The organism is Streptomyces sp. NPDC047886 (assembly GCF_043204435.1).
GTDB lineage: Bacteria > Actinomycetota > Actinomycetes > Streptomycetales > Streptomycetaceae > Streptomyces.
This window is the reverse complement of sequence record NZ_JBIDCF010000005.1, coordinates 304,755-327,984: the sequence shown is the minus strand read 5'-3', so window position 1 is coordinate 327,984 and position 23,230 is coordinate 304,755. Positions and strand designations below refer to the sequence as shown.

Annotated in this window: 19 protein-coding genes and 3 pseudogenes; 13 read left to right on the top strand and 9 right to left on the bottom strand. The window is 70.2% G+C overall.

Annotated elements, in window-relative coordinates:
- Positions 1-56: 56 nt before the first annotated feature.
- Both ACGF5U_RS19490 and ACGF5U_RS19485 read left to right on the top strand, forming a co-directional pair.
- Entirely contained in the window at positions 57-527 is a 471-nt protein-coding gene (locus ACGF5U_RS19490; protein WP_392717346.1) for a cation:proton antiporter regulatory subunit, read from the top strand.
- Between the two features lie 2 nt (positions 528-529).
- Positions 530-1,771 carry a cation:proton antiporter gene (locus tag ACGF5U_RS19485; RefSeq protein ID WP_392717344.1) on the top strand — a complete coding sequence of 414 codons (1,242 nt, stop codon included), beginning with the start codon at positions 530-532 and terminating at the stop codon, positions 1,769-1,771.
- 54 nt (positions 1,772-1,825) lie between these two features.
- Here ACGF5U_RS19485 and ACGF5U_RS19480 read toward each other — a convergent pair whose 3' ends face one another.
- The 4 genes from ACGF5U_RS19480 to ACGF5U_RS19465 are packed head-to-tail and all read right to left on the bottom strand — an operon-like array spanning position 1,826 to position 6,692.
- On the bottom strand, positions 1,826-2,590 hold the full coding sequence (locus ACGF5U_RS19480) for a class I SAM-dependent methyltransferase (protein ID WP_392717342.1): 765 nt from the start codon (positions 2,588-2,590) through the stop codon (positions 1,826-1,828).
- Between the two features lie 22 nt (positions 2,591-2,612).
- Complete coding sequence (locus tag ACGF5U_RS19475) at positions 2,613-3,875, bottom strand: aminotransferase class V-fold PLP-dependent enzyme (protein ID WP_392717340.1); 1,263 nt, start codon at positions 3,873-3,875, stop codon at positions 2,613-2,615.
- A 1-nt stretch (position 3,876) separates the two neighbouring features.
- Positions 3,877-5,196 carry a pyridoxal-phosphate dependent enzyme gene (locus ACGF5U_RS19470; RefSeq protein WP_392717338.1) on the bottom strand — a complete coding sequence of 440 codons (1,320 nt, stop codon included), beginning with the start codon at positions 5,194-5,196 and terminating at the stop codon, positions 3,877-3,879.
- Positions 5,193-6,692 carry a Y4yA family PLP-dependent enzyme gene (locus ACGF5U_RS19465; RefSeq protein ID WP_392717336.1) on the bottom strand — a complete coding sequence of 500 codons (1,500 nt, stop codon included), beginning with the start codon at positions 6,690-6,692 and terminating at the stop codon, positions 5,193-5,195. The genes ACGF5U_RS19470 and ACGF5U_RS19465 overlap by 4 nt, the downstream gene beginning before the upstream one ends.
- Positions 6,693-7,341: 649 nt before the next feature.
- On the opposite strand from ACGF5U_RS19465, the pseudogene ACGF5U_RS19460 reads away from it, so the two are divergent.
- The 3 genes and pseudogenes from ACGF5U_RS19460 to ACGF5U_RS19450 all read left to right on the top strand — a co-directional run.
- Positions 7,342-7,698 (top strand): annotated as a pseudogene (locus ACGF5U_RS19460) (GTPase RsgA); the annotation flags it as partial.
- A gap of 489 nt (positions 7,699-8,187) precedes the next feature.
- Positions 8,188-8,436, top strand: coding sequence for an ATP-binding protein (locus ACGF5U_RS19455; protein ID WP_392717334.1), 249 nt, complete (start codon positions 8,188-8,190; stop codon positions 8,434-8,436).
- On the top strand, positions 8,433-8,555 hold the full coding sequence (locus ACGF5U_RS19450; RefSeq protein ID WP_392717332.1) for a hypothetical protein: 123 nt from the start codon (positions 8,433-8,435) through the stop codon (positions 8,553-8,555). The genes ACGF5U_RS19455 and ACGF5U_RS19450 overlap by 4 nt, the downstream gene beginning before the upstream one ends.
- A 242-nt stretch (positions 8,556-8,797) precedes the next feature.
- Here the strand turns inward: ACGF5U_RS19450 and ACGF5U_RS19445 are convergent, their stop codons facing one another.
- Complete coding sequence (locus ACGF5U_RS19445; RefSeq protein WP_392717330.1) at positions 8,798-8,950, bottom strand: hypothetical protein; 153 nt, start codon at positions 8,948-8,950, stop codon at positions 8,798-8,800.
- Between the two features lie 72 nt (positions 8,951-9,022).
- Here ACGF5U_RS19445 and ACGF5U_RS19440 point away from each other — a divergent pair, with 72 nt between their 5' ends.
- The 6 genes and pseudogenes from ACGF5U_RS19440 to ACGF5U_RS19415 all read left to right on the top strand — a co-directional run.
- Positions 9,023-9,574 carry an SseB family protein gene (locus ACGF5U_RS19440; RefSeq protein WP_392717328.1) on the top strand — a complete coding sequence of 184 codons (552 nt, stop codon included), beginning with the start codon at positions 9,023-9,025 and terminating at the stop codon, positions 9,572-9,574.
- Positions 9,571-10,218 (top strand): hypothetical protein, encoded by a 648-nt coding sequence (locus ACGF5U_RS19435; protein ID WP_392717326.1) that lies wholly within the window; start codon positions 9,571-9,573, stop codon positions 10,216-10,218. Before ACGF5U_RS19440 ends, ACGF5U_RS19435 begins: the two co-directional genes overlap by 4 nt.
- The gene (locus ACGF5U_RS19430) at positions 10,218-14,948 is read left to right on the top strand and encodes a putative T7SS-secreted protein (protein WP_392717324.1); all 4,731 of its coding nucleotides are present in this window, start codon (positions 10,218-10,220) and stop codon (positions 14,946-14,948) included. The genes ACGF5U_RS19435 and ACGF5U_RS19430 overlap by 1 nt, the downstream gene beginning before the upstream one ends.
- Before the next feature lie 70 nt (positions 14,949-15,018).
- Positions 15,019-15,552 (top strand): SMI1/KNR4 family protein, encoded by a 534-nt coding sequence (locus tag ACGF5U_RS19425; RefSeq protein ID WP_392717322.1) that lies wholly within the window; start codon positions 15,019-15,021, stop codon positions 15,550-15,552.
- A gap of 497 nt (positions 15,553-16,049) precedes the next feature.
- A complete protein-coding gene (locus tag ACGF5U_RS19420; protein ID WP_392818851.1) occupies positions 16,050-16,250 on the top strand; it encodes a hypothetical protein in 201 nt (66 codons plus the stop codon).
- Positions 16,251-16,317: 67 nt separating this feature from the next.
- Positions 16,318-17,058: pseudogene (locus tag ACGF5U_RS19415) on the top strand (IS3 family transposase); the annotation flags it as partial.
- Here the strand turns inward: ACGF5U_RS19415 and ACGF5U_RS19410 are convergent.
- Positions 17,030-17,725 (bottom strand): annotated as a pseudogene (locus ACGF5U_RS19410) (transposase). The pseudogenes ACGF5U_RS19415 and ACGF5U_RS19410 sit on opposite strands and share 29 nt — an antisense overlap.
- 482 nt (positions 17,726-18,207) lie before the next feature.
- Here ACGF5U_RS19410 and rsgA point away from each other — a divergent pair.
- Together rsgA and ACGF5U_RS19400 are read left to right on the top strand one after the other, a co-directional pair.
- The gene (gene rsgA / locus ACGF5U_RS19405) at positions 18,208-19,374 is read left to right on the top strand and encodes a ribosome small subunit-dependent GTPase A (protein WP_392717317.1); all 1,167 of its coding nucleotides are present in this window, start codon (positions 18,208-18,210) and stop codon (positions 19,372-19,374) included.
- 168 nt (positions 19,375-19,542) lie between these two features.
- Complete coding sequence (locus tag ACGF5U_RS19400) at positions 19,543-20,925, top strand: FAD-binding oxidoreductase (RefSeq protein WP_392717315.1); 1,383 nt, start codon at positions 19,543-19,545, stop codon at positions 20,923-20,925.
- Between the two features lie 106 nt (positions 20,926-21,031).
- Here the strand turns inward: ACGF5U_RS19400 and ACGF5U_RS19395 are convergent, their stop codons facing one another.
- From ACGF5U_RS19395 to ACGF5U_RS19385, 3 genes are all read right to left on the bottom strand, one after another.
- Positions 21,032-21,397, bottom strand: a complete 366-nt coding sequence (locus ACGF5U_RS19395) for a PPOX class F420-dependent oxidoreductase (protein ID WP_392717313.1) — start codon at positions 21,395-21,397, stop codon at positions 21,032-21,034.
- 47 nt (positions 21,398-21,444) lie between these two features.
- The gene (locus ACGF5U_RS19390) at positions 21,445-21,927 is read right to left on the bottom strand and encodes a DUF456 domain-containing protein (RefSeq protein WP_392717311.1); all 483 of its coding nucleotides are present in this window, start codon (positions 21,925-21,927) and stop codon (positions 21,445-21,447) included.
- Positions 21,928-21,989: 62 nt separating this feature from the next.
- Positions 21,990-23,042 carry a helix-turn-helix domain-containing protein gene (locus tag ACGF5U_RS19385; RefSeq protein ID WP_392717309.1) on the bottom strand — a complete coding sequence of 351 codons (1,053 nt, stop codon included), beginning with the start codon at positions 23,040-23,042 and terminating at the stop codon, positions 21,990-21,992.
- Between the last annotated feature and the right edge of the window lie 188 nt (positions 23,043-23,230).

The following is a 23,230-nucleotide window of genomic DNA, read 5'->3' as shown; positions in this document are numbered from 1 at the left end:
TTCGTCGCCCGCGCGCGTCACGGCGCCCGGGCGCCGCATACCCGGAGGGGGCGATCATGGGTACGCGTCGCACCCCGCTGCCCGGCGTCGGTACGCAGTACGACGTCACCACCGAGGACGGCCACCACCTCTCCGTCGTCGTCCACCACGACGGCCGCCGGTTCCTCGGCTTCTACGAGGCCGACGACCCCGACACCTGCCAGGCGTCGGTGCCCCTCAGCCCCGAGGAAGCCACCGCGCTGGCCCATCTGATCGACCCGTCGCCACTCGAAGTCCTCAACACCGACGGCCTCGACCTGATCACCGAGCACATCCCCGTCACCAGCCGGTCGCCCTACGGCGGCCGGCTGCTCGGCGACACCAGGGCCCGCACCCGCACCGGCGCGTCCATCGTCGCCGTGCTCCGGCGCACCAGCGCCCACCCCTCGCCCGGCCCCGACTTCCGGCTGGCCATCGGCGACACCCTCGTCGTGGTCGGCACCCGCGAGGGCGTCGACAACCTCGCCGCGATCGTCGGCGGAGAATGACCATGCACGACACCACCGCGCTCCTCATCGAACTCGGGGCGGTCATCCTCGCCCTCGGCCTGATCGGCCGGTTCGCCGAGCGCATCGGTCTCTCCCCGATCCCGCTCTACCTCCTCACCGGACTGGCGTTCGGCGACGGCGGCATCCTCCCCCTCGACGCCAGCGAGGACTTCGTCGCGGTCGGCGCCGAGATCGGCGTCATCCTGCTGCTGCTCATGCTCGGCCTGGAGTACAGCGCCACCGAACTCGTCACCAGCCTGCGCACCCAATATCCGTCGGGCGGAGTCGACTTCCTGCTCAACGCGCTGCCCGGCGCGGCCGCCGCGCTGCTGCTCGGCTGGGGCCCGGTCGCCGCCGTCGCCCTGGCCGGTGTCACCTGGATCTCCTCGTCCGGTGTCATCGCCAAGGTCCTCACCGACCTGCGCCGGCTCGGCAACCGCGAAACCCCCGTGGTGCTCGGCGTCCTCGTCATCGAGGACCTGGCCATGGCGGTCTACCTGCCGCTGCTGACCGTGCTGCTCGCCGGAGCCGGACTCGCCGGCGGCAGCATCACCCTCCTCATCTCCCTCGGCACCGTCGGCGTCATCCTGTACGTCGCCCTGCGCCACGGACGGCACATCAGCCGCGCCGTGTCGTCGGAGAACCCCGAGATGCTGCTCCTGGTCGTCCTCGGACTCACCGTCCTGGTCGCCGGGCTCGCCCAGCGGCTCCAGGTCTCGGCGGCCGTCGGCGCGTTCCTCGTCGGTATCGCTCTGTCGGGGGAGGTCGCCGAGGGCGCCCGCAGACTCCTCAGCCCCCTGCGGGACCTGTTCGCCGCGGTGTTCTTCCTCTTCTTCGGACTGTCCACCGCGCCGGGCGCGATCCCGCCGGTCCTGCTGCCCGCGCTGCTCCTCGCCCTCGCCACCGCCGTCACGAAGATCCTCACCGGCTGGTACGCGGCACGCCGCTCCGGCATCGGCCCGCGCGGCCGCCTGCGCGCGGGCGGCGCGCTGGTCGCCCGGGGCGAGTTCTCCATCGTCATCGCGGGCCTCGCGGTCGGTGCCGAGCCCCGCATCGGCCCCTTCGCCACGGCGTACGTGCTGATCCTGGTCATTCTCGGCTCGTTCAGCGCCCGCTGGGTGCAGCCCGCCGCGCACGGTCTGCGCGACGTCCTGGCCCGCAGGCCCCGGCGCCGCCCGGCACCGCCCCCCGGCCATGAGGAGATCATCGAGGGGACGCGGCTCCCGGAGCCCAAGGCCCTGTGAACACGGCCGGCCCGCACCGCCATCCCGGCACCTCCCGGCCCCGCACCGTCACCCCTACACCGTCACCGCCACCAGTACGCAGCTGTGCCCGTACTGCCAGACCGGGCCCGCCGCCGTGAACCCGGCCTTGCGCAGCAGCTCCACATGGCGGTGGAGCGTCAGCCCGTTGTCGCCGCCCGCCGGTGAGCCCCGCCTGGCCCGCTCCGACAGGGGCGCCGACAGCTCCGGCGCGTCGGCCACCGCCGACCACCAGCTCGGCCAGTCCTCGTGCTGGTGCGTCCCGTGGCGCTCGGCGTGCCGCCGGGCGACCTCCCCGGCGAGCGCGGCGACCGCCGGATCCTCCTGGAACAGATGGTCGCCGTTGACGAGGACGCCACCCGGCCGCAGCACCGCCCGCACCTGCTCGTACACCGACAGCAGCGCGGGCTCCGGCAGGTAGTGCAGGGCCGTCGCGGACACCACCGCGTCCAGCGGGCGGCCGAGGGCGAGCGAGTCCAGCCAGCCGGGCGCGCCGATCGTGGCGTCCGCGAACCGGACGTGACCGCCGTGGTGCGCCCGGCCGAGCGCCAGCAGCAGCGGATCCGTGTCCACGGCCACCAGCTCCGCCTGCGGCAGGCGCTCGGCCAGCCGGGCCGCCAGCGAGCCGGGCCCGCAGCCGAGGTCGGCGATCAGCGGCCGGGGAAGCGCCGCCGTCGCCGTCTCGACCACGTCGGCGATGACCGTGAAGCGGGCCTCGCGGTCGCACGCGTACCGCTGCTGCTGCAGCTCCCACCTGCGGATCCACTCGCCCGCCCGCTCGGCCGTCAACCGTCGTGCCATGGTCGTCCTCTGCTTCCTTTCCTCATGCCCGGTCCAGGCCGGCCAGCACACCGAGGAGCCGGTCGACCTCCTCGGGCGTGTTGTAGACGTGCAGGCTCACCCGCACCGAACTGTCGGTCTCACCGGCCCGCGCCTGGCACAGCCCGTCGGCGCGCACGAGCAGCCCGTGGGACGCGAGGATGAACCCGAGGTCGTTCGCGTTGATCGCGCGGTGCCGGAACGTCACCAGGCCCTGTCTGCGCTGCACCGTCGACTCCGCCGTCAGACTGAGCCCGCAGCCCAGCACCTCGTACGCGTCCAGCCGGCTGAGCCCGTCCGTGAGCCGGGCACCCAGGCCGACCGTCCACTCCTCTATCCGCGCGGGGCCCGCCGCCTCCAGCCAGTCGATGGCGGCCCGCAGGCTGACGATCCCGGTCGTGTTGGGCGTGCCCTGCCAGCCGCCCGGCCGGAACTCCCCGCCCCGCAGCCCGCGCGCCCACACCACGCCCGTCCCGGGCAGCGCCAGCGCCTTGTGGCCGGAGAACACCACGAAGTCCACGTCGAGCGCGGCGACGTCCACCGGCAGGTGGCCCACGCTCTGCGCGGCGTCCAGACAGATCGGTACGTCGGGCCCCACCACGCGCCGGACCCGGTGGACGTTCATGTCGGCGCCGTACACGTGGTGGACGTGCGTGACCGCGACGAACCGGGTGCGCTCGCCCACCAGCGCCGCCAGCGCCTCCGTGTCGTAGTCGTGCGAATCCTGCTGGTACGGCATGGCGTGCACGGTGACGCGGACGCCCCGCGCGGCGAGCAGGTCACGCGCCTCCAGCCACGGCAGGTGGTTGGCCTCGTGGTCGGCGAACGGCACGACGATCTCGTCGCCGTCGCGGAGCTCGGCCGTCAGCCAGTCCCGGGCGACCGTCCGCAGCCCGTCGCTGGTGCCGCTGGTGAACCACACGGACGACCGGTCGGGCTCCGGGTCGCCGAGGAACGCCTTGACCCGCTCCCGGGTCTCCTCGATGAGCGCCGTGGTGCGGTTGGCCCAGGTGTACGTCCCCCGGCCCGCGTTGGCGTTGCAGCCGGTCAGATACGTCTGCACGGCGTCCAGGACGGCCTTCGGCTTCTGCGCGGTCGCCGCGCTGTCCAGGTACGCGAGCCCCGGATGCCCGGTGACGATGGGGAACTGCTCGCGCAGCGGCCGCTGCCACTCGCGCAGCGCGGCGGACGGCCCGGGCGGCTGGCGCCGGGGCGGCGGAGCGGGGGAGGAGGACGGGGACGGGGACGGAGACGGGGAGATCCGCATGTCAGTCCCTCACCATCGGAGCGCCGGCGTCCCGCCAGGCGATGATGCCGCCGGCCAGGCTGCGTACGTCGCGATGCCCCATCCTGGTCAGCAGCGCCGCGTACGCCACGGACTGCTCGCCCACCGGGCAGACCAGCAGAACGGGCTGCGAACGGCCGAACGGCACGCCGCCGTGGAGGAGTTCGGCGAAGAGCTCGTCCACGATGTTGACCGAGCCCTCGATGTGCAGGGCCGCGAACGCGAACGCGCCGCGCAGGTCCACCACGACGGGCCGCTCCGTCGCGATCCAGGCCCGCGCCTCCTCGACGCCGATGACGTGCACGGCCTCCAGCTCGGCCGGCGTCACCGTGGCGGGCGAGTTGGGGCGGGGCGGCCGGCGCAGCAGTTCGGGGCGGCGCTGCCGCACGTAGCTCATATAGCTCTCGATACGGTCGCAGACGATGAACACGGCCGTCTGCCGCTCCGTCAGCCCGGCGTCGACGGCGCGCAGATGGCGTACCGCTCCGAAGTAGGCGGCCCCGCCCGTGGGTCCGGCGAGGATGCCGCAGCGGCGGGCCAGCGTGAGCATGCCGTCGATGGCCTCGTCGGAGGTCACCGAGGCGAGCGTGTCGTAGGTGTCCGGGTCGAACAGGCCGACCTCGTGGACCTCGTCGATGTTCCGGATACCAGGGACGAAGTCCGACTTGCCGGCGACGAGCCCGACGACCCCGGTGTCCGGGTCATGGGCGCGCAGGGCGCGGGCGGTGCCACTGGACGACCCGGCGGTGCCGACGCAGGCGATGAACCAGTCCGGGGCGGCGCCGCCGAGGTCCTTGACGATCTCGGGGCCGGTGCCGGAGGCGTGCGCCTCGGCGTTGCCCGGGTTGTAGTACTGGTCGGTGTGCAGGTACTCGCCGTCGTCGGCGGAGAGCATCCGGTGGATCCGGGTGAGCGGGTCCTCGGTGTCCGTCGGGTCCAGGCACTCGGCCTGCCCCGGCAGTTCCTCGATCTCGGCGCCGAGCAGCAGCAGCAGGTCCTTGATCTCCGGGACCTTCATCCGGTTGGTGACGCTCTTGAACGGCAGTCCGTGCATGCCGGCGATCACGGCGAGCGCCTTGGCGGTGTTGCCGCTGGAGAGCTCGACCACGGTACGGCCCTCGCGCCGGGCCGCGTCCAGCTGGGGCCGCGCCATATGCCAGGCGGCCCGGTCCTTGACGGAGCCGAACGGGTTGAGCATCTCCAGCTTCGCGTACAGGTCGATGTGGGCCAGCCCGTGCACCTCGGGGTCGATGCGGACGAGCGGCGTGTCGCCGATGGCGTCGGTGATGTGGTCGTACCTCATAGGGCGTCCCCCCCGGTGAGATGGGGCCAGTACTCCTCGTCCAGGCACCAGCGCCGGCCGCCGCCGTCGTCCTCGTAGACGGCGACCTTGCGGGCGACGGGCTGGTACAGGGCGTGATCGGCCGTGAAGTCCATGAAGTAGCCGGCGGTGTTGGCGAACGCGAGCAGATCGCCGGGGCGCGGCGTCGACGGCAGGAACACCTTGCGGCGGCTGATGAGGTCGGCCTCCAGACAGAGGTTGCCGAGGAGGTACACACCGGCGGGCCCGCGCTCCCCGCCCGGCGCCGGTTCCCCGCCGTTCTCCTTCCCGTGCTCCGGGCGCGGTACGAGGACGGGGTCGACCAGCAGCCCGTGGTCCTCCAGGCCCACGTCCCGGGCGTTCGCCGCCAGCCGGACCAGCAGGTCGCCGTCGGCCGAGCGCCGCACCTCCAGCACCTCGGCCAGGGTGGCCCCGCACTGGTCGGCCAGCGCGCGGCCCGGCTCGGTGTGCAGGTCGTACAGGTTCTCCAGGAGCAGGGTGGCCAGCGGGCGGCCCAGCGACGGGGCCGGCTGGGTGAGGAGTTCGTCCAGGTAGCGCGGGCCGGCGACCGGGCGGTGCCCGGGGTAGACGCCGAGGGAGCCGCGCAGGGTGCCGTTCTCGCCGCGCAGGCCGTAACCGTGGTCCCGCCAGGTGAGCGGGGGCCGCCTGCCGAGCAGGGCCTGGGTGAGCTCGCTGGTGTAGCGCTCCCACTGGGAGCCGTCGGCGAGGTAGTCCACGCCGAACCCGCCGCCGATGTCGACGGCCCTGGGCCGCAGCCCCCGGCGGCGGCACTCGTCCAGCACCTTCAGGCACCCTTCGAGGGCGACGGCCTTCTCGGCCAGGGCGACGGTGTCCAGGTGGTAGGAGACACCGGTCAACTCGACGCTGTCGCGGTGCTTCTCGGCGAGGTCGAGCAGGGCGGCGACCTCGGGCACCGGCGTACCGAAGCGGCTGCGCCGCGCGAGGACCGTCGTACCGGGCGCCGTGAACTCCGACAGGCGTGGCATGATCCGGGCGCGCGGCAGCCCGAAGCGCTCCACGAGCGCGGCCAGCGCGGTGAGTTCGCCCGGTGAGTCGACGCCGACCGTGACACCGCTGCGGGCGGCGAGCCACAGGAACCGGGGGTCCTTCGGACCGGTCGCCACGATCCGGTCGGGGGTGAAGCCGCTGCCGAGCGCGTGCTGCAACTCGCCGAGCGAGGCGACGTCGACGCCCGCGCCGGTGGCGGCGAGCCGGCGGACCAGCGCGCTCGACCGGTTCGCCTTGTGGGCGAAGGAGATCTGTCCGGTGAGCCGGTGCCGTGCGTACACGTCCTGGAACCGCCGCACGTTCTCGGCGATCTGGTCCGGCAGGACGATGTTCAGGGGTGAGCCCAGTGCGGCGACCAACGGGTGCAGGAAGGCGGGGGAGTCGGGGGAATCCAGCAGTGCCGCCAGCCGGGACTCCAGGCGTGGTGCGAGATACAGCGGATCGCTCATACGGGTCTGGTCCTGGTCCTCTCGAAGGGACTGGTGGTCTTCTCGAAGGGACTGAGCTGCGTGACTGCGTGCTGGGCCGAGTGTGGCGGGGCGGCGTACGGAGGACGAGCATGCCACTACATGGGAATGGTTGTCATAACGATCTGGCCGTTGTCTCACCCGTTCCCCTCGATCGGAATGTGTGACTCCGCAGGCGGTCCACGCTGCGCCGGTGCTGCGCCCCCGGCGTGACCGTCCGGCTCGCGCCGGTCGTCCGGGCTGCCGACTGCTGCGATCGGCGGAGGAAGTGATGAGAATCGTCGGAGAGAACGACGCGTCGGAATACGTCGAGAAGCGGGGCTCCGGCTGCGTCGATTGCCGTATGCACGCTCCTTACCCGGCCCCGGTCGCCGACGACGGATCCGCGCGGTAAATGCGTGGCGCCCGACAGGGCCGTCGTTCTACGCTCAGCGCGATCCCGGGCGGCCGAACGACCAGCCGGCACCGGGCGAACGAGACACAGGAGGTGTGACCGATGGCTGTCGAGGCGACGGGCACTGCCCGCATCCAGAAGCCCACCAGTTCCGCTTCCGTGGTCTCCGGCTGACCTACCTCTCTCCTCCGCGCCGCACGCGCGGGCCGGGGCCACCCTCGCGAAGGGTCTCCCCCCTTGTCCCACACCTCACTTCAGGCATCCTCCTCGTCCTCCTCGCACCCGCTCGCCGTCTACGGCTGGGACGCGGCGTGGCAGGCGGAGTTCACCCCGTACGCCGACCGGGGACTGGTCCCCGGCCGGGTCGTCCGGGTGGACCGGGGCCAGTGCGATGTCGTCACCCCGGACGGTGTCGTCCGCGCCGACACCGCGTTCGTCACTCCGCACGACCCCCTGCGGGTCATCTGCACCGGCGACTGGGCCGCCGTCGACGCCGACGGCGAGCCCCGCTACGTACGCGCCTGTCTGCCGCGCCGCACCGCCTTCGTCCGCTCGACCTCGTCGCAGCGGCATGTCAGCCACCACTTGGCCACGGCGGCCGAGCAGGCCGGACAGCGCCTCGCGGCGACGGCTGAGTACCTCGGCCTTGACGCCTCCTGGCTCGGTCGCCGGTGCGCACAGTTGTCGCCGTCGGCACGGAGCGCTCGCCCGGCCGCGCAGCCGGTTGCTCGGCCTCGAAGGGCTGGAGGCTGCCTGCCGGTTCGTGGCCGAGCGTGACCAGACGGGCGGAAGCGAAGGCGGGCGGAGGGGCGGCGGTCTCGCTGGTGCGCCTTGTTGCTCGTCTGCACCTGCGCTCATAAACGCCCATGAGCGCCAGGGGAACCGGCGGCCATCGTTGAGTGCGTGACTCGCGACCGGCCTTGTGGCTGATGCTTGAGCCACGATGCTCCCGGGGCCGCGCGCCCGAAGCCAGGGCGCGTCCTGCGGCCGCACGCCTTTCGGTGCGTACCCGATGCACTTCCGCGACCACGTCGCAGCTCCGGGAGACGGCCACCGACGTCACCCAAGGAGGTCCGCCGCCCTATGATCAGCGCACCGTTCGCCGCTCTCGGCCTCGTGTACCGCTGGACCGACCACACCATCAACCCGACCGGCGAAGCCCGCGCGGTTCTGCGTAGTGTTCTCAAAGACCTGGGTCTCTCCCGGGACGTCATCAGCGATGGAGCTCTGGCAGTCTCGGAGCTCGTGGCGAACGCGCACGAGCACGCGTGCGGCCCGTACGAGATGCGCCTGGGCCGCTCTCCGAGCGCGGACGGGGCCTGCACATCGTGAACGAGTTGACCCGGGGGCAGTGGGGGTTCCATGTCACGGACAGCGGCATCAAGGCCGCATGGGTCGTGCTGGCCACTGCTGCGGCCGTGCCGCGCGGCGAGCCCAGGGCTTTGGTGTAGACCGGCCTCGTCCTCTTGATCACGTGAGTTCGAGGAGGGCGAGAGGCCTGGTGTCGTTCCGGGGTGTCTGGCGGAGGCCGGCGACGATGTTCGGATGCCGGTCAGGCGGAGGGCGCCGATTGCGAGGCTTCTGCAGGTGACCCTCACGCGGGGAGCGTTCCTCGTCCGTAGTCGGGAGGCGTCCTCGGTGAGGGGCACATCTCTCACGTGATGCAGTGCCTCCACGCTCCGGTGTTGCCGGATCAGCAGGGTGAGTTGGGCTGGGCTTGCCTGTTCGCGGTGAGGCTGGTGACGGCGTAGACGGTCTTGAGGCTGATCTGCCCGGTCTGGCGACTGGTTCGGCGGCGGACGATGTGGACGGCTTGGCAGGCGCCGGGGAAGAACAGGTCGTTCACCGTGCAGGCCGTCAGCCGACGGTTCTCGTGGCGGCCGTGATCGTTCGTACGCGTCCTGTCCTGGAGTGGAAAATGATCACATGGCAGCATGTTCACGTGACTGACGACGGGGACGAGATACCGAAGCGTCAACGGGTTTCGAGGCTGGACGAATTGGCGGATGCTTCGGGTTCTGCAGCGCTGCCGAGACCGGAGCAGGTTCTGGCGGCCTCGCCGGCTGAGACGCGGAGCGTGCCGCCGGATCCGAAGCAGGCTGACGAGGTGGCGGCGGCGCGGCGGGAGTTTGCGCGTTTGCTGGGGGAGTTCCGGCGTACTGCCGTGGTGGTGCCGTTCGACGAGTACGGGAGTCTGTGGACGGCGGATTTCAACGGAGTGCGGTGGATCTGCGCGTTCTCGGACGAGGAGGCGTTGGCGCGGTTCGCGGCGGTGCGGGGAGACGCGGGGCGTGAGTGGACGTACCGGACGATCCTGGGGGCGCGGCTTCTTGACGTGATGGTGCCGCTGCTGCCCGGACCGGGCGGCGTCGCGCTGGATGCGGGCAGCGCGACCGGGGTCCTGTTTCCACCGGTGCCTGGGATCGTCCCGGACGAGGTGGCAGTCAAACTTGAGGGGGAGACACCGTGAGTGGGAGTGAGCCTGAGCTCGCGGCGCCGGCGGCGGCACTGGCGGAGATCACGAAGGGTATCAACCTGGCGCATTCCGAGCTGAAGGATCTCGGGATGATCGGTGAGGCGTCGGTGGGCAGGGGGTTCTCCGATCTGGCCCTGTCGGGACTGGAGTTGGGGCACGGTGGTCTGACGTCGGAGTTCGAGACGTTCTGTAACCGGTGGGAGTGGGGCGTGCGTGCGCTGACCTTGCGGGGAAACGGTTTTGCGCAGGGGGTGGGCCTGTCGGCGGGCTCGTTCGCGGAGCAGGAGCAGTACGTCAAGGACTCGTTCAAGATCGGTGCGAACTCCCTCAACGGGAACCCGCATCTGTCCGAGGACGAGGTCAAGCAGATGCGCTGGGACTCGATCCGTGACCAGCACATGTGGGACAACGCGGACTGGAGCCGCGAGTCGTTCTCCGAGGCACACGGCGAGGTGAAGCAGACCTGGCAGAACACCGTGTACGACGTCGAGGACGCGATGCTCGACTCGATGGAGCGCTCCGGTGTGCTGGACCCGAAGCTGCGGGGCGGGATCGACGAGAAACTCAAGGACATGCTCGATCCCGACCAGGCGACCATTGATCAGGCCGAGCAGCCGCGGTGGGGGGCTAACGGCTGATGGTGGACTGGCGGGGGTGGGGCGACAAGATCGTCGACGGAGTCGACCGGGGCTTCGACAAGGGCAAGGAGATCGTCGGCGAGGGCGTCGACTACGTCACCGACAAGGCCGGCCAGGGCCTTGACAAGATCGGTGCGCACGACTGGGCGGACGCGGTCGAGGACTGGGGTGACGAGACCGCCTCTTCCCTCGGTGCGGAGGTCGGGGAGCAGCAGCTCGGGCAGACCGAGGAAGCGAACGAGCTGATCCACGGCAGGCCGGAGGAGATCGCCGCGACGGTGAAGAACCTGCGGGACTTCCAGCAGGCGTTCGACCTGGTCGGTGGAGGGATGAAGAAGCTGGGCTCAGACGACTGGAAGGGTGAGGCGGCCAACGCGTTCCGGGAACGGTTCCAGACCCTGCCGACCGACTGGCTGCACGCGGCGGACGCGATGGAGAGCGCGGCCAAGGCTCTGGAGACATACTCCAAAGCGGTTGTGAGTGCGCAAGGCAAGGCGCGAGAGGCTGTCGCCCTCTACAAGGAGGGCGACAAGGACTCCAAGACGGCGGTCGACACGTACAACAAGAAGGTCGACGCTTACAACGCAGCCCGTAACGGTGACAGCCCGCTGCCCCAGCCGGGGAAGTTCTCCGACCCGGGCAGGGCCAAGCGGCAGCGGGCGCGGGAGATTCTGAACGACGCCCGGCGGGCGCGGAACGAGGCCGGCGAGACCGCGAAGACCGCGGTACACGCCGCTCTCGCACACGCCCCCAAGGAGCCGACCGGGGTCGAGAAGGCAAAGCTCGAGCTGGCGGACTACGGCCTGGGTCAGAGCATTGAGCTGGCCCACTTCGGCGGAGGTGTCGTCAAGGGCACGGCGGGCCTGATCAACTTCGTCCGCTCGGTCAACCCGATAGACCCGTACAACCTGACGCACCCGGCGGAGTACTACAAGGGCGTCAACATGACGCTCGCCGGTCTGGTGTCCACGGCAGCGAATCCGGACAGGGCGCTGAAGAACGCCTGGGACGCGGCGAAGGGCGACCCGTCGGAGTTCCTCGGCCGGCTGGTGCCCGAGCTGATCGGCACCAAGGGCGCGGGGGCGGTGCGGGGAGGCCTGCGCGCGGGCCTCAACGGCACCCGGCACCTGCCCGACGGGAACAAGCCGGGCGGCAGCCGCGGGGATCACGAGAAGGATCCGGACAGCAACGGTAAGACGTGCGGCGAGACGGTGTGCAAGAAGGACCCGATCGACATCGCAACGGGCCGCATGCTGCTTCCGCAGACGGACATCGTCCTGCCCGCCTCACTGCCCCTCGTCTTCCGGCGTACCTTCGACTCCGCGCGCCGCTCGGGCCGCTGGTTCGGTGCGGCCTGGTCGAGCACGGTGGACCAGCGGCTGGAGATCGATTCCGAGGGCGTGATCTTCAACTGTGACGAGGGCAGCCTGCTCGCCTATCCGCACCCCGCGCCCGGCGTCCCGGTCATGCCCACGCACGGTCGGCAATGGCCCTTGGACCGGGTCGAAGACGGGTACACCATCACCGATCCCGACACCGGTAGGGCCTGGCACTTCGTCGATCACAGCGGCGAACTGGCGCTCCTGGCCCAGATCGACGACCGCAACGGCCGCTGGATCAGCTTCGAGCACGACGAGGCGGGCGCCCCGACCTCGATCGTCCACCACGGCGGCTACCACCTGAAGCTCACCACGAGCGAAGGCCGCGTGACCGCCCTGCACCTCGCGGGCGCGGCGGCGGACGGATCCGACCAGGAGATCCTCCGCTACGGCTACACCAACGGCCACCTGACCGAGGTCGTCAACTCCTCCGGTCGCCCCCTGCGCTTCGGCTGCGATGAGCACGGTCGCATCACCTCGTGGACCGACACCAACGGAAGCCGCTTCGACTACGTCTACGACGATCAGGACCGCTGCACCTACCAGTCAGGCGCCGATGGTCACCTCGAGTCCACGTTCACCTGGGACGATGCAGAGCCGGCGACCGGGCTCCGCATGACCACCGTCACGGACGGCCTGGGGCACACCGAGCGCCACCTCATCAACGACCGTGCCCAGGTCGTCGCCGAGATCGACGCACTGGGGGCGGTCACTCGCTTCGAGTACGACCGTCACAACCGCCTGCTGTCTCGGACGGATCCGCTGGGCCATGTCAGCCGCTCCACCTATGACGAGCACGGCCGGAGGACGGTGCTCGAGCGCCCGGACGGACGGCAGGCGCGAGCCGAGTACAACGAGATCGGGCTCCCGGTACGCATCGTCGGCACCGACGGCAACGTCACGCGCCAGACCTTCGACGAGCGCGGCAACCGTACGTCGGTCACCGATCCCTCCGGGGCAACGACGGAGTTCGCCTACGACGCGTCGGGTCGGCTCACCTCGGTGACGGACCCGCTCGGCGCCACCACCCGTCTAATCCTGGACCGCCGGGGCCTCCCCGTCGAGGTCACCGATCCGCTCGGTGCCACGACCCGCTACGAGCATGACGCCTTCGGCCGTACGGTACAGATCACCGACCCTCTTGGCGCGGTGACCCGGATGGAGTGGACGGTCGAGGGTCGGCTGTCCCGCCGGACGGTACCGGACGGCACGGTGGAGTCCTGGACGTACGACGGCGAGGGCAACTGTCTCAGTCACACCGACGCGATGGGCGCCACGACCTGTTTCACGTACACCGACTTCGACCTGCTGACCTCCCGCACCGGCCCGGACGGCGTCCGCTACGAGTTCACCCACGACACCAACCTGCGGCTGACGCGGGTGACCAACCCGCAGGGCTTGACGTGGGACTACGCCTACGACGCGGCGGGGCGACTGGTCACGGAGACGGACTTCGATGACCGGGTGCTGAGCTACGACTACGACGCTGCGGGCCGTCTGGTCTCCCGGGCGAACGGCTTGGGCCAGCGCATCGACTTCACACACAATGCCCTCGGTCAGGTGATCCGCAAGGAGGTCGAAGGCAACGCGGTCACGACGTTCGAGTACGACGTCTTCGACGAACTCGCGGTGGCTGTGGGCCCGGACGCCGGGCTGGAACGACTGCGGGACCGCTATGGCCGTCTGCAGTCCGAGAAGGTCAACGGCCGGACGCTGACGTACGCGTACGACGCACTGGGCCGCAGGGTGCGGAGGACGACGCCTGGCGGTGCGGTCAGTGAATGGTCGTACGACGCTGCGGGCCGCAGGACGAAGCTCAACGCGTCCGGGCGCGAGATCGCATTCTCCTTCGATGCCCTGGGCCGCGAAGTGGAACGCACGGTATCGGACTTCGTGGCGCTGACGTCATCGTTCGACGAGATGAGCCGCTTGACGGCCCAGGAGATCACGTCCCGGGACCGTCGCCTCCAGCACCGCGCATACACCTACGGGGCGGGAGGCGGTCTGGTCGGCATCAGCGACGCACTCTCCGGTTCCCGGGGCTTCGACGTGGACTCGGCCGGTCGCGTCACGGCCGTCCACGCGCGGGGCTGGACGGAACAGTACGCCTACGACGACGCCGGAAACCAGACGGAGGCCTCGTGGCCGGCCACGCACCCGTCCCATTCCGCGACGGGCCCACGCGCCTACGAGGGCACTCGGATCGCCAGCGCGGGTGCCGTGCGCTACGAACACGACGGCCAGGGGCGGATCGTCCTGCGCCAGAAGGCCCGGCTCTCCCGGAAGCCCGACACGTGGCGCTACGAGTGGGACGCGGAGGACCGCCTCACCGCGGTCACCACACCGGACGGCACGGTCTGGCGGTACGCGTACGATCCCCTGGGCCGCCGAATATCCAAGCAGTCCCCGGTCGAGACGGTCCACTTCACCTGGGACGGCACGACCCTCTGTGAGCAGACGACTGCGAACGTCGTCCTGACCTGGGACCACGTGGGCCCGCGCCCCCTGTCCCAGACGGAACGCCGCACGGACACGGACGACGAACGCTTCTTCGCCATCGTCACCGACCTGATCGGCAGCCCGACGGAACTCGTCGACGAACAAGGCGACGTGGCCTGGCGAACCCGCACCACCCTCTGGGGCACGACGACATGGAACCGCGACGCCACGGCATACACCCCGCTCCGCTTCCCGGGCCAGTACTTCGACCCCGAATCGGGCCTCCACTACAACTACTTCCGCTACTACGACCCAGAAACGGCCCGCTACCTCAGCCAGGACCCTCTCGGCCTTGCCCCGGCCCCAAACCCGACAGCATACGTCCACAACCCTCTACTGTGGGCCGATCCCCTCGGGCTTCTACCCTGCAAGAAGAACGAGCCGGACGACCCCACGTGGGACGGCAGGGTCGTTTACGGCGAACTGGACGACCTCGGGCGGCCGACAGGAATGCACGCCACGCTGGGAGACGACATGATGGGGAAGAATCCCACGGACCCGCACGGTGATCCTCCCGGTTGGGAGAAGGACAAGGGGTACAACCGAGCCCATCTCCTCGGCGCACAGCTCGGCGGATCCAACTATAATCCGGCAAATTTCGTTACCATGCACGCCTACGCCAATTCCCCCGTCATGAGACATATCGAAAACCAAATCAGGGCCGCAGTCGAGTCCGGAGAGACTATCCAGTACAGCGTCACCCCTCGGTATAATGGGAGCGACAAAATCCCCACAGGGGTGTACATCGAGGCTTACGGCTCAGACGGTTTCCAGTTCACTCAGCACAGAAGCACCGGAATAACCGAGTCCGGAAATACCGCATTCATACCCAACCAGAAGAGGGGTGGATGACGAGATCAGTCAAATGAAGCCAACCTCCCTGTCGTCCGGACTCATCGATCCTTAGGAACAGGACACCGCCATGACCAACGCCCTTACCCGTCTTCTCGAAATCGCCCCGGCACCGAGCGAACCCCGTCAGAAAGACTGGGGCGAGGTCGAGCGCAGCCTTGGGGATGAGCTGCCCGCCGACTACAAGAAGCTCATCCACGTCTATGGAGGAAGTAACTGGGACGACTACCTGTACGTTCTAGAGCCCGACTGTCCCAACAGCAACTATGACCTCATCGAATGGGCGAAGCACCAGGTCGAAGACCTGGAAGACCTGTGGGAATTCGAGAAGAAGCCAGCGGAACTGGAGATCGAGGGATCTCGAGTCATCCCATGGGCGACCACAGACAACGGAGAATGCCTCTACTGGCTTGTCCGGCCAGGCATTGAGCCGGACCAATGGACCGTCATGGTGAACGAGGCCCGCGGTGACCGGTGGGAGCATTTCTCCGTATCCTGCACGCAATTCCTCGCATCCTCCCTTGATGGAGAGCTGCAGTCGAGCATCCTCTCGTCCTTGTTTCCCCGCGCTACACATGAATTCCGCCAGCTCGGTGCGGTATGACGACGCGGCGCTCTGTCGGCCCCAAGGGTTCGGCGTAGTCGGATGGCGTCCGATTGCTGATTGGTGCGGCCTGGCGAACGGGGATCAGGGCTGCCGCACAGGTGCGCGAAGGACGCTTCGGATCTGAGCCGATCGGTGATGCCTCCCCCGGGTGATCAAGAGCGGGACGGACGCCTCGAAGCCTACTTCCGTACGAGGCATGGAACATCGTGGTGCTGCCCGGGTAGACGACAAGGCAGTGTTGAGGCCGGTGTGAGGTGACCACGGACACCTGGGAGCCCGTGCGGTGGCATCCCTCGGGGGCCGACGATTCACCACCCGGACAACCGACCAGGAGTCAGACCCCCGGGCGCTGCCGCCTACATCCTCACTGTCAGACCCGCAACAGAACCACCGCACGGAGGTGAACCGTTCCGGGTTCGATAGAGACTCGATTATTTGAGTGGATCGAGTCATGGCGTCCTTCCCAGTACCCGCTTGAGCTGCGCCGTCGTGCGGTGCGGATGGTCGCCGAGGTGCGGCCGGATCACGACACCGAGCGGGCCGCGATGAAAGCGGTCGCCGCGAGGCCCGGCATCGGCACGACCGAGACACTGCGCAAGTGGATCCGCCAGGACGAGATCGGTGCCGGCACCCGGCCGGGGACGACGACGGAGGAGTCCGTGCAGATCAAGGCGATGAAGAGATCGCCGAGCTGAAGCGGGCCAACGAGATCCTGAAGGCGGCGGTGAGTTTCTTCGCGGCCGAGCTCGACCGGCCACACACACGCTCGTAGCGTTCATCGACGAGCACCGGGACCGCTTCGGCGGAGTCGAGCCGATCTGCCGTGTTCTGACCGAGCACGACTGCAAGATTGTCCCGTCCACCTACTACGCCCACCACAAACGCCTGATGGCGCCCTCGGCCCGCACCGCTCAGGACACCGAACTCAAGATCCTGATCCAGGAGGCATACGACGCCAACTACCGCGTCTACGGCGCGAGGAAGATCTGGCGGCACCTGAACCGCCAGGGCCGGACCGTGGCCCGCTGCACTGTCGAACGCCTCATGCGTGAACTCGGCATCACCGGTGCCGTCCGCGGCAAGAGAGTGATCACCACGATCCCGGACCCCACCGCGCCAAGGGCGCCGGACCTGGTCGACCGCGACTTCGTCGCCAGCGCGCCGAACCGCTGCTGGGTCGCCGACTTCACCCATGTCACCACGTCCTCCGGCGTCGTCTACGTCGCCTTCGTCGTGGACACCTTCTCCGGCCGGATCGTCGGCTGGTCCGCCTCGACCACGAAGCAGACCCGGCTCGTCCTGCACGCCCTGGACATAGGCTGTGGCAACGCGATCGCAGCCAACGCCTGCTCCTGCCAGGCGAATTGGTGCACCACTCGGACGCGGGGTCGCCATATGCGTCCTTCACGCTGGCCGAGCGCTTGCGGAAGCCGGCATCGCCGCCTCGATCGGATCGGTCGGCGACGCATATTGATCAGAAACTCATGGGGTTCTCGTCCATGACGTAGCGGACGTGCGGGCCACCGAAGTAGACGCGGATGATGTGTGGTTGACGCTGACGTCTGCGGAAGAAACGGCGGGTCTCGGCGGCGAGTTCTGCCTGATTCCGGGCCCGGTGCTGCTTGGGCAGGCTGTGCTTGAGGTCCGCGTTGACCAGCTCGCCGGGGACCAGCTCGGGCGAGTACGGGGGCAGGAAGTGCAGCTCGACGTCGTCGGGGTGGGCAGCGAGCCAGTCACGGACCTTCTTGGAGCGGTGGGCGGAGCGCCCGTCGACCACGAGGTGGACCTTGTGGTCGAAGTTGGAAGGGCAGTCCCCACCGCTTCAGGTACTTGCCCGCACCCACCTCGGTCAGCCGCACCCGGTACAGCTTCGCGATCAGCTCGCCCGGCAGCCGCGTCCATAGCTGACCGGAAAGCCCCAGGTCGCAGGGCGGGTGATCGAGGACCGCCTGCCGCACGGCGGCCTGCTCGGCCTCCCCGAGCACCTGGTACACACCGACCGGCTTGCCCCGCGGCCGCATCACAAGCGCCTCCCGCCCGCCGGCCTGCCACTTCGCCCACCACTTGTCGACGGCCTTCAGCGACACCCCGAACACCGCCGCCACGTCCTCACGGTCCCCCGCCCCGCCACCGCCCGCAGCCGCAAGGCTTCCTGTGCCGACGGCGACAGATGCCGCGCGTCCCCCACCAGATCGCTCACACCAATCCCATGATCCAGAACCCAGAGACAGGACACCTCCCGCCCGCCGAATACGAAACCAACCACTACCTGAGCACCACGAAACCCCAGGTCACAACCAACATCTGAGATCTCTATCGAACCCGGAACGGTTCACTACGGCTCGCGGCGTGACGCTGGTCCGCCGACTGTCGGGGTCGTACAGGTGAGGCCCCGAATCTAATCGGTGGTGCCGTGCCCTGGGGCGGGGCTATGGTTCTGCTCGTTCCAAGGCGCGGCTGTGTGTCGTGCCGAGGGCGCGGTGTTGGTTCGTTGAGAAGAAGCAGGGGGTGAGGACATTGATGACTGTCATGGTGACGGGCGCTGCCCGCATTGAGGAGTTCATCGTTTCCACCCCTGTGGTCTCCGGCTGACACCCACTCGACTTCCGCGCGCAGAGCGCGCCGCCGGGGCCACCCTTCGAAGGGTTCCCCTTGTTCAACGCTTCGCTCAACACGTCTTCTACTTCCGATGCTCAGCACGTCCTTGCCGCCTACGGCTGGGACGAAGGCTGGGCGGCCGAGTTCGCTCCGTACGCCGCGCAGGGTCTGGTCCCCGGCAGGGTCGTACGGGTCGACCGTGGCCAGTGCGACGTCGCCACCCCCGCTGGCGTCATTCCGGCCGACACCGAGTTCGTTGTTCCCCGTGACCCGATGAAGGTCGTGTGCACGGGGGACTGGGTCGCCGTCGACCCCGAGGGCGGTGATCCGCGGTACGCGCGGACGATCCTGCCTCGGCGCACCGCCTTCGTCCGGTCGACGTCCTCCAAGCGTTCCGAGGGCCAGGTGCTGGCCACCAACATCGATCACATCGTCATCTGCGTGTCGCTCGCGGTCGAACTCGACCTCGGGCGGATCGAACGGTTCCTCGCGCTCGCGATGTCCAGTTCGAGCGGTGAGGCACTGCTGCGTACGTCGGTGGACTCCGGGGAGTCCGGCGCCCAGCCGCTGGTCGTCCTCACCAAAACCGACCTCGTGCCCGACCCGGTCGGACTGTCGTACCTCGTCCAGGACGTCGAGACCGTCGCACCCGGCGTCCAGGTCCTGCCGGTCAGCGCCGCCACCGGCGAGGGCGTCGACGTCCTCGCCGCGCTCCTCGGCGACGGCACCGCCGTGCTCCTCGGGGTGTCCGGCGCGGGCAAGTCCACCCTCGCCAACGCCCTGACCGGTACCGACACGATGGCCGTACGGGCCACCAGGGAGATCGACGGCAAGGGCCGGCACACCACCACCACCCGCAACCTGCTCGCCCTGCCCGGCGGCGGTGTCCTCATCGACACGCCGGGCCTGCGCGGCGTCGGGCTGTGGGACGCCGGAACCGGGGTCGGGCAGGTCTTCACCGAGATCGAGGAGCTGGCCGGGACCTGCAGGTTCCTCGACTGCGCGCACGAGACCGAGCCCGGGTGCGCGGTGCTCGCCGCGATCGAGGACGGCTCGCTGCACCAGCGGCGGCTGGACAGCTACCGCAAGCTGGTGCGCGAGAACCAGCGCATCATGGCCAAGACCGACGCCCGGCTGCGCGCCGAGATCCGCAAGGACTGGAAGCGCAAGGGGGCCGAGGGCCGCGCCGCGATGGAGGCCAAGCGCGGACGCGCCCGCTGAACAGGCGCTGAGAGGCGCGCACGGGTGAGCGCCCCGGCGTGCGTGCCGCCGCACCCCATGTGCGCCGACGCACCTGGGGCGGGCGCTCCGTCATGTGCCCCGACGCGCCGCACGGGCCCCTTCCCCCTAGGCTGGAGATGTTCTATCGCCCCGAGGAAGGGGCCCGCCATGGCTCCGCTCTCCAAGGCGGGCACGGCGCTCGCCGATCTGCGAGAACAACTGACCGGTGACGTCCTCGCCCCGGAGGATCCCGGCTACGACCAGGCCCGGCAGGTCTTCAACTCGATGATCGACCGCCGGCCGGCCGTCATCGCCCAGTGCGCCGACGAGACCGACGTCGTACGCGCGGTGCGCTTCGCCCGTGACCTGGACCTCGACATCGCCGTACGGGGCGGCGGCCACAGCGTCGCCGGCATGGCCCTGAACGACGGCGGACTCGTCATCGACCTGCGCCGCATGCACGACGTGACCGTCCACCCCGCCGCTAAGGCGGTACGGATCGGCGGCGGCGCCACCATGAGCCACCTGGACCGGGCGACCCAGCCCTTCGGGCTCGCGACCACCGGCGGCAGGGCCTCCACCACCGGGGTGGGCGGCTTCGTCCTCGGCGGCGGAACGGGCTGGCTGGACCGGAAGTTCGGCCTGGCCGTGGACAATCTGCTCGGCGTCGAACTGGTCACAGCCGACGGCACCGCCCTGCGCGCGGGCCCCGAGGAGAACACCGACCTGTTCTGGGCCCTGCACGGCGGCGGCGGCAACTTCGGCGTGGCCACCTCGCTCACCCTGAGGCTGCACGACCTGCCGGAGATGTCGTTCGCGCTGCTCCTGTACCTGCCCGAGTCCGGGCCCGACGTGGTGCGCGGCTACCGGGACCTGATCGCGTCGGGACCGCCGGAGGTGAGCGGAGGCGTGCTGTACATCACCACCCCGCCCGAGCCGTTCGTCCCGGAAAGCCTGGTCGGACACCTCGTGTGCGGTGTGCTCGTCACCTACGCGGGACCCGAGGCCGAGCTGCGCGCCCTCGCCGAACCGCTGCTCGCGCTGCGGCACGAGGCGGAGGTCGTCACCGCCATCCCGTACGCCGACCTGCAGTGCATGATCGACGACCCGCCGGGTATGCGGAACTACTGGTCGGCCGAGTACCTGACCGGCGCACCGGACGAACTCGTCGACGTCTTCTGCGCCCGCGCCGCCACGATGCCGGTGCCCACGGGGACCCAGCACGTGCTGTTCCCGCAGGGCGGCGCGATCGCCTCCGGCCCCGCCGACTACCCGGTGCCGTACCGCGACGCGCCATGGGCCGTGCACCCGTTCGGCATCTGGGAGGACCCGGCGGACGACGAACGGGTCCGCCGATGGGTCAAGGACGTCCGCGCCGACGTACGCCCCTGGTCCACCGGCGCCGTCTACCTCAACTTCATCGGCGACGAGGGCCGCGACCGGGTCGTCGCCGGCCTCGGCGCCGAGAACACCCGGCGCCTGGCCGAGATCAAGTCCCGCTACGACCCGGACAACGTGTTCCGCCACAACCACAACATCGCGCCCGCCTAGGTGTATTGATCAGGGGGTGCCCGGCAAGACCCGCCGGACACCCCCTGGGAGGCGCCTTCTGCGGACCCTCCTCCCGGAGGCGGGGCCCGCCTCCGGTCGGCGCGCCCTACTCCAGGCCCCAGCTGATGATCCGCCGGGGATGGATGCGGATCACCTCCTGGCTGAAGCGCGGCCCCAGCTCGTGCGGCCCCGTCAGCAGCTCCGCCACGCCCCTGATGTCGACGCCCCGCACATGCCACGGGTGCTCGCTCACCAGGTCGTCCACCACGAGGGCGACGTTCCGGTTCCCCTGCAGATTGCGCCACTTCTTCGTACGCCCCATGACGACGCCGCCCACCAGGATCGTCCCGTCGTCCTGCGGGAAGAACACCACCGGGTTCGCCTGCGGCCGGCCCCGGCCGTCCACGGTCGCCAGCCGCCCCAGACGCTGGCTCTTCAAGTAGGCCTTCTGCACCGCGCTGAATTCCGTCATGCGTCCAGCATTCCGTCCCACGGCGCGCGGCGCTGCGAGATCGCGGATCAACCGCCGGCGGCCGCGCCCAGCCACGCCCCGACGACCAGCAGACAGGCGAACAGCTCCACCAGCACGCTGGTACCGACGGCCCGCATCACCCGCCGGGTCGACGCCACGGCCGGCCCGTGCCCGCCCAGCCTGAACCGCTCCGCGAGATAGATCCCGCCCACGTACCCCGGCACCGCGCCGATCACCGGCAGCAGCACGAACCCGGCCAGCGCCCCCACGCCCGCGTACGCCACCATCCGCCGGGTGACTCCCACGCCCCGCAGCCTGCGCACCGGCAACTGCCACACCACGACCTGCGTGACCAGCAGCAACCCGGTCGAGCCGACCAGCAGCCACCATGCCAGACCGGTGCGTACATGCAGGGACCACCACATCACGGCGGCCCACACCAGCCACGTCCCCGGCACGCCCGGGACCAGTACGCCGAACAGGCCGAGCAGCAGGACGAGGCCGACCAGGATGAGCTGCCACGCATCCATCTGTCCAGCCTGCCGGAACGCCCGCCGGCCCGCAGGTCGCACCGGCCGCCCGGGGCTCCGCCTCAGGAGCGGGGCTCGCGGGCGACCCAGCCCCGCTCGTAGGCGTGCCAGCCCAGCTGGAGGCGGGTCGTCACCCCCGTCAGCTCCATCAGGCCCTTCACCCGGCGCTGCACCGTCCGCAGCCCCAGATCCAGCTGTTTCGCCACGCTCGCGTCGGTCATGCCCGCCAGCAGCAGCGACAGGATCTCCAGGTCCGTGGCGTCCGGCCCCGGCGCGGCCGCCTCCGTCACCCCGGTCACCGCCCCGGCCGCCGACCCCGGGCCCGCCGGTCCGCCGTCCGTCCCCGTGACCGCCGCCGCGCCCAGCCGCAGCGGTACCGCGTCCCGCCACACCGCGTCGAACAGGCCCATGAGCGACTCCAGCAGCCCGCTGGCATGCACCACCAGAGCCGCCGGTTCGGTGCCACGCCCGTTGGTCAGCGACACCATCGCCAGCGTCCGGTCGGCGACGACCAGCTTCGTCGGCACCCGGTCCACCACCCGTACCCGCTCGCCCCGGCCGAGCGCCGACGTCAGCTCGCTGATCCCGTCGGGCAGCGCCAGCACCGCACGTTCCACCACGACCCGGCAGGTCACGCCCCGGCCCGACGCGCGCTCCTCCGCTTCGCCCTCCGCGCCGGTCACCGCGGTGGGCCGGCCGGTGACCAGGGCGCACACCTCCTCGACGGCGCCCAGCCTGAGCTGGAGGAACCGGTGCGCCACCGCGCGAGCGCCCGTCACCACCTCCACCAGGTCGTGCACGGCCGGCTCGGCCGCGTCCGCCCGGTACTGCTCCGCCAGCGTCGCGGCGGCCAGCTCCGCCTGCTCCAGCTCGTGCCGCTGCCGGGTCAGGAGCGCCCCGAGCGCCACCGCGGGCGGCGCCGCCACCCAGCGCCCGGCGCGTGCCGACGACCGCGCGGCCAGCCCCCGCGCCTCCAGGCGCCGCAGCGCCCGTTCCGTGTCGGTCTCCGGCAGCGACAGCCGGTGCGCGAGGTCGGTGACCTCGGCCGCGCCCAGCGCGACCAGCGCGCGGTACGCGGACTCCTGGCGTTCGTCGAGCCCTATCGCCGTCAGCACCCTTACCCCCCACCCCTGTGTTCCGGCGGCCCTGAGACCCCACCGGACGCATCCGTTCCGCGGCCACCTTGACGGAAAGAGGCCACGGCGTAAACCCGCCTCGTCCCTGATCGCCGGGCGAGCCCGCCCGGTGCCTTCCCGACGGGGAGGAGGGACCGCCCGGCGGGCCCTTTCATGATGACCACTTT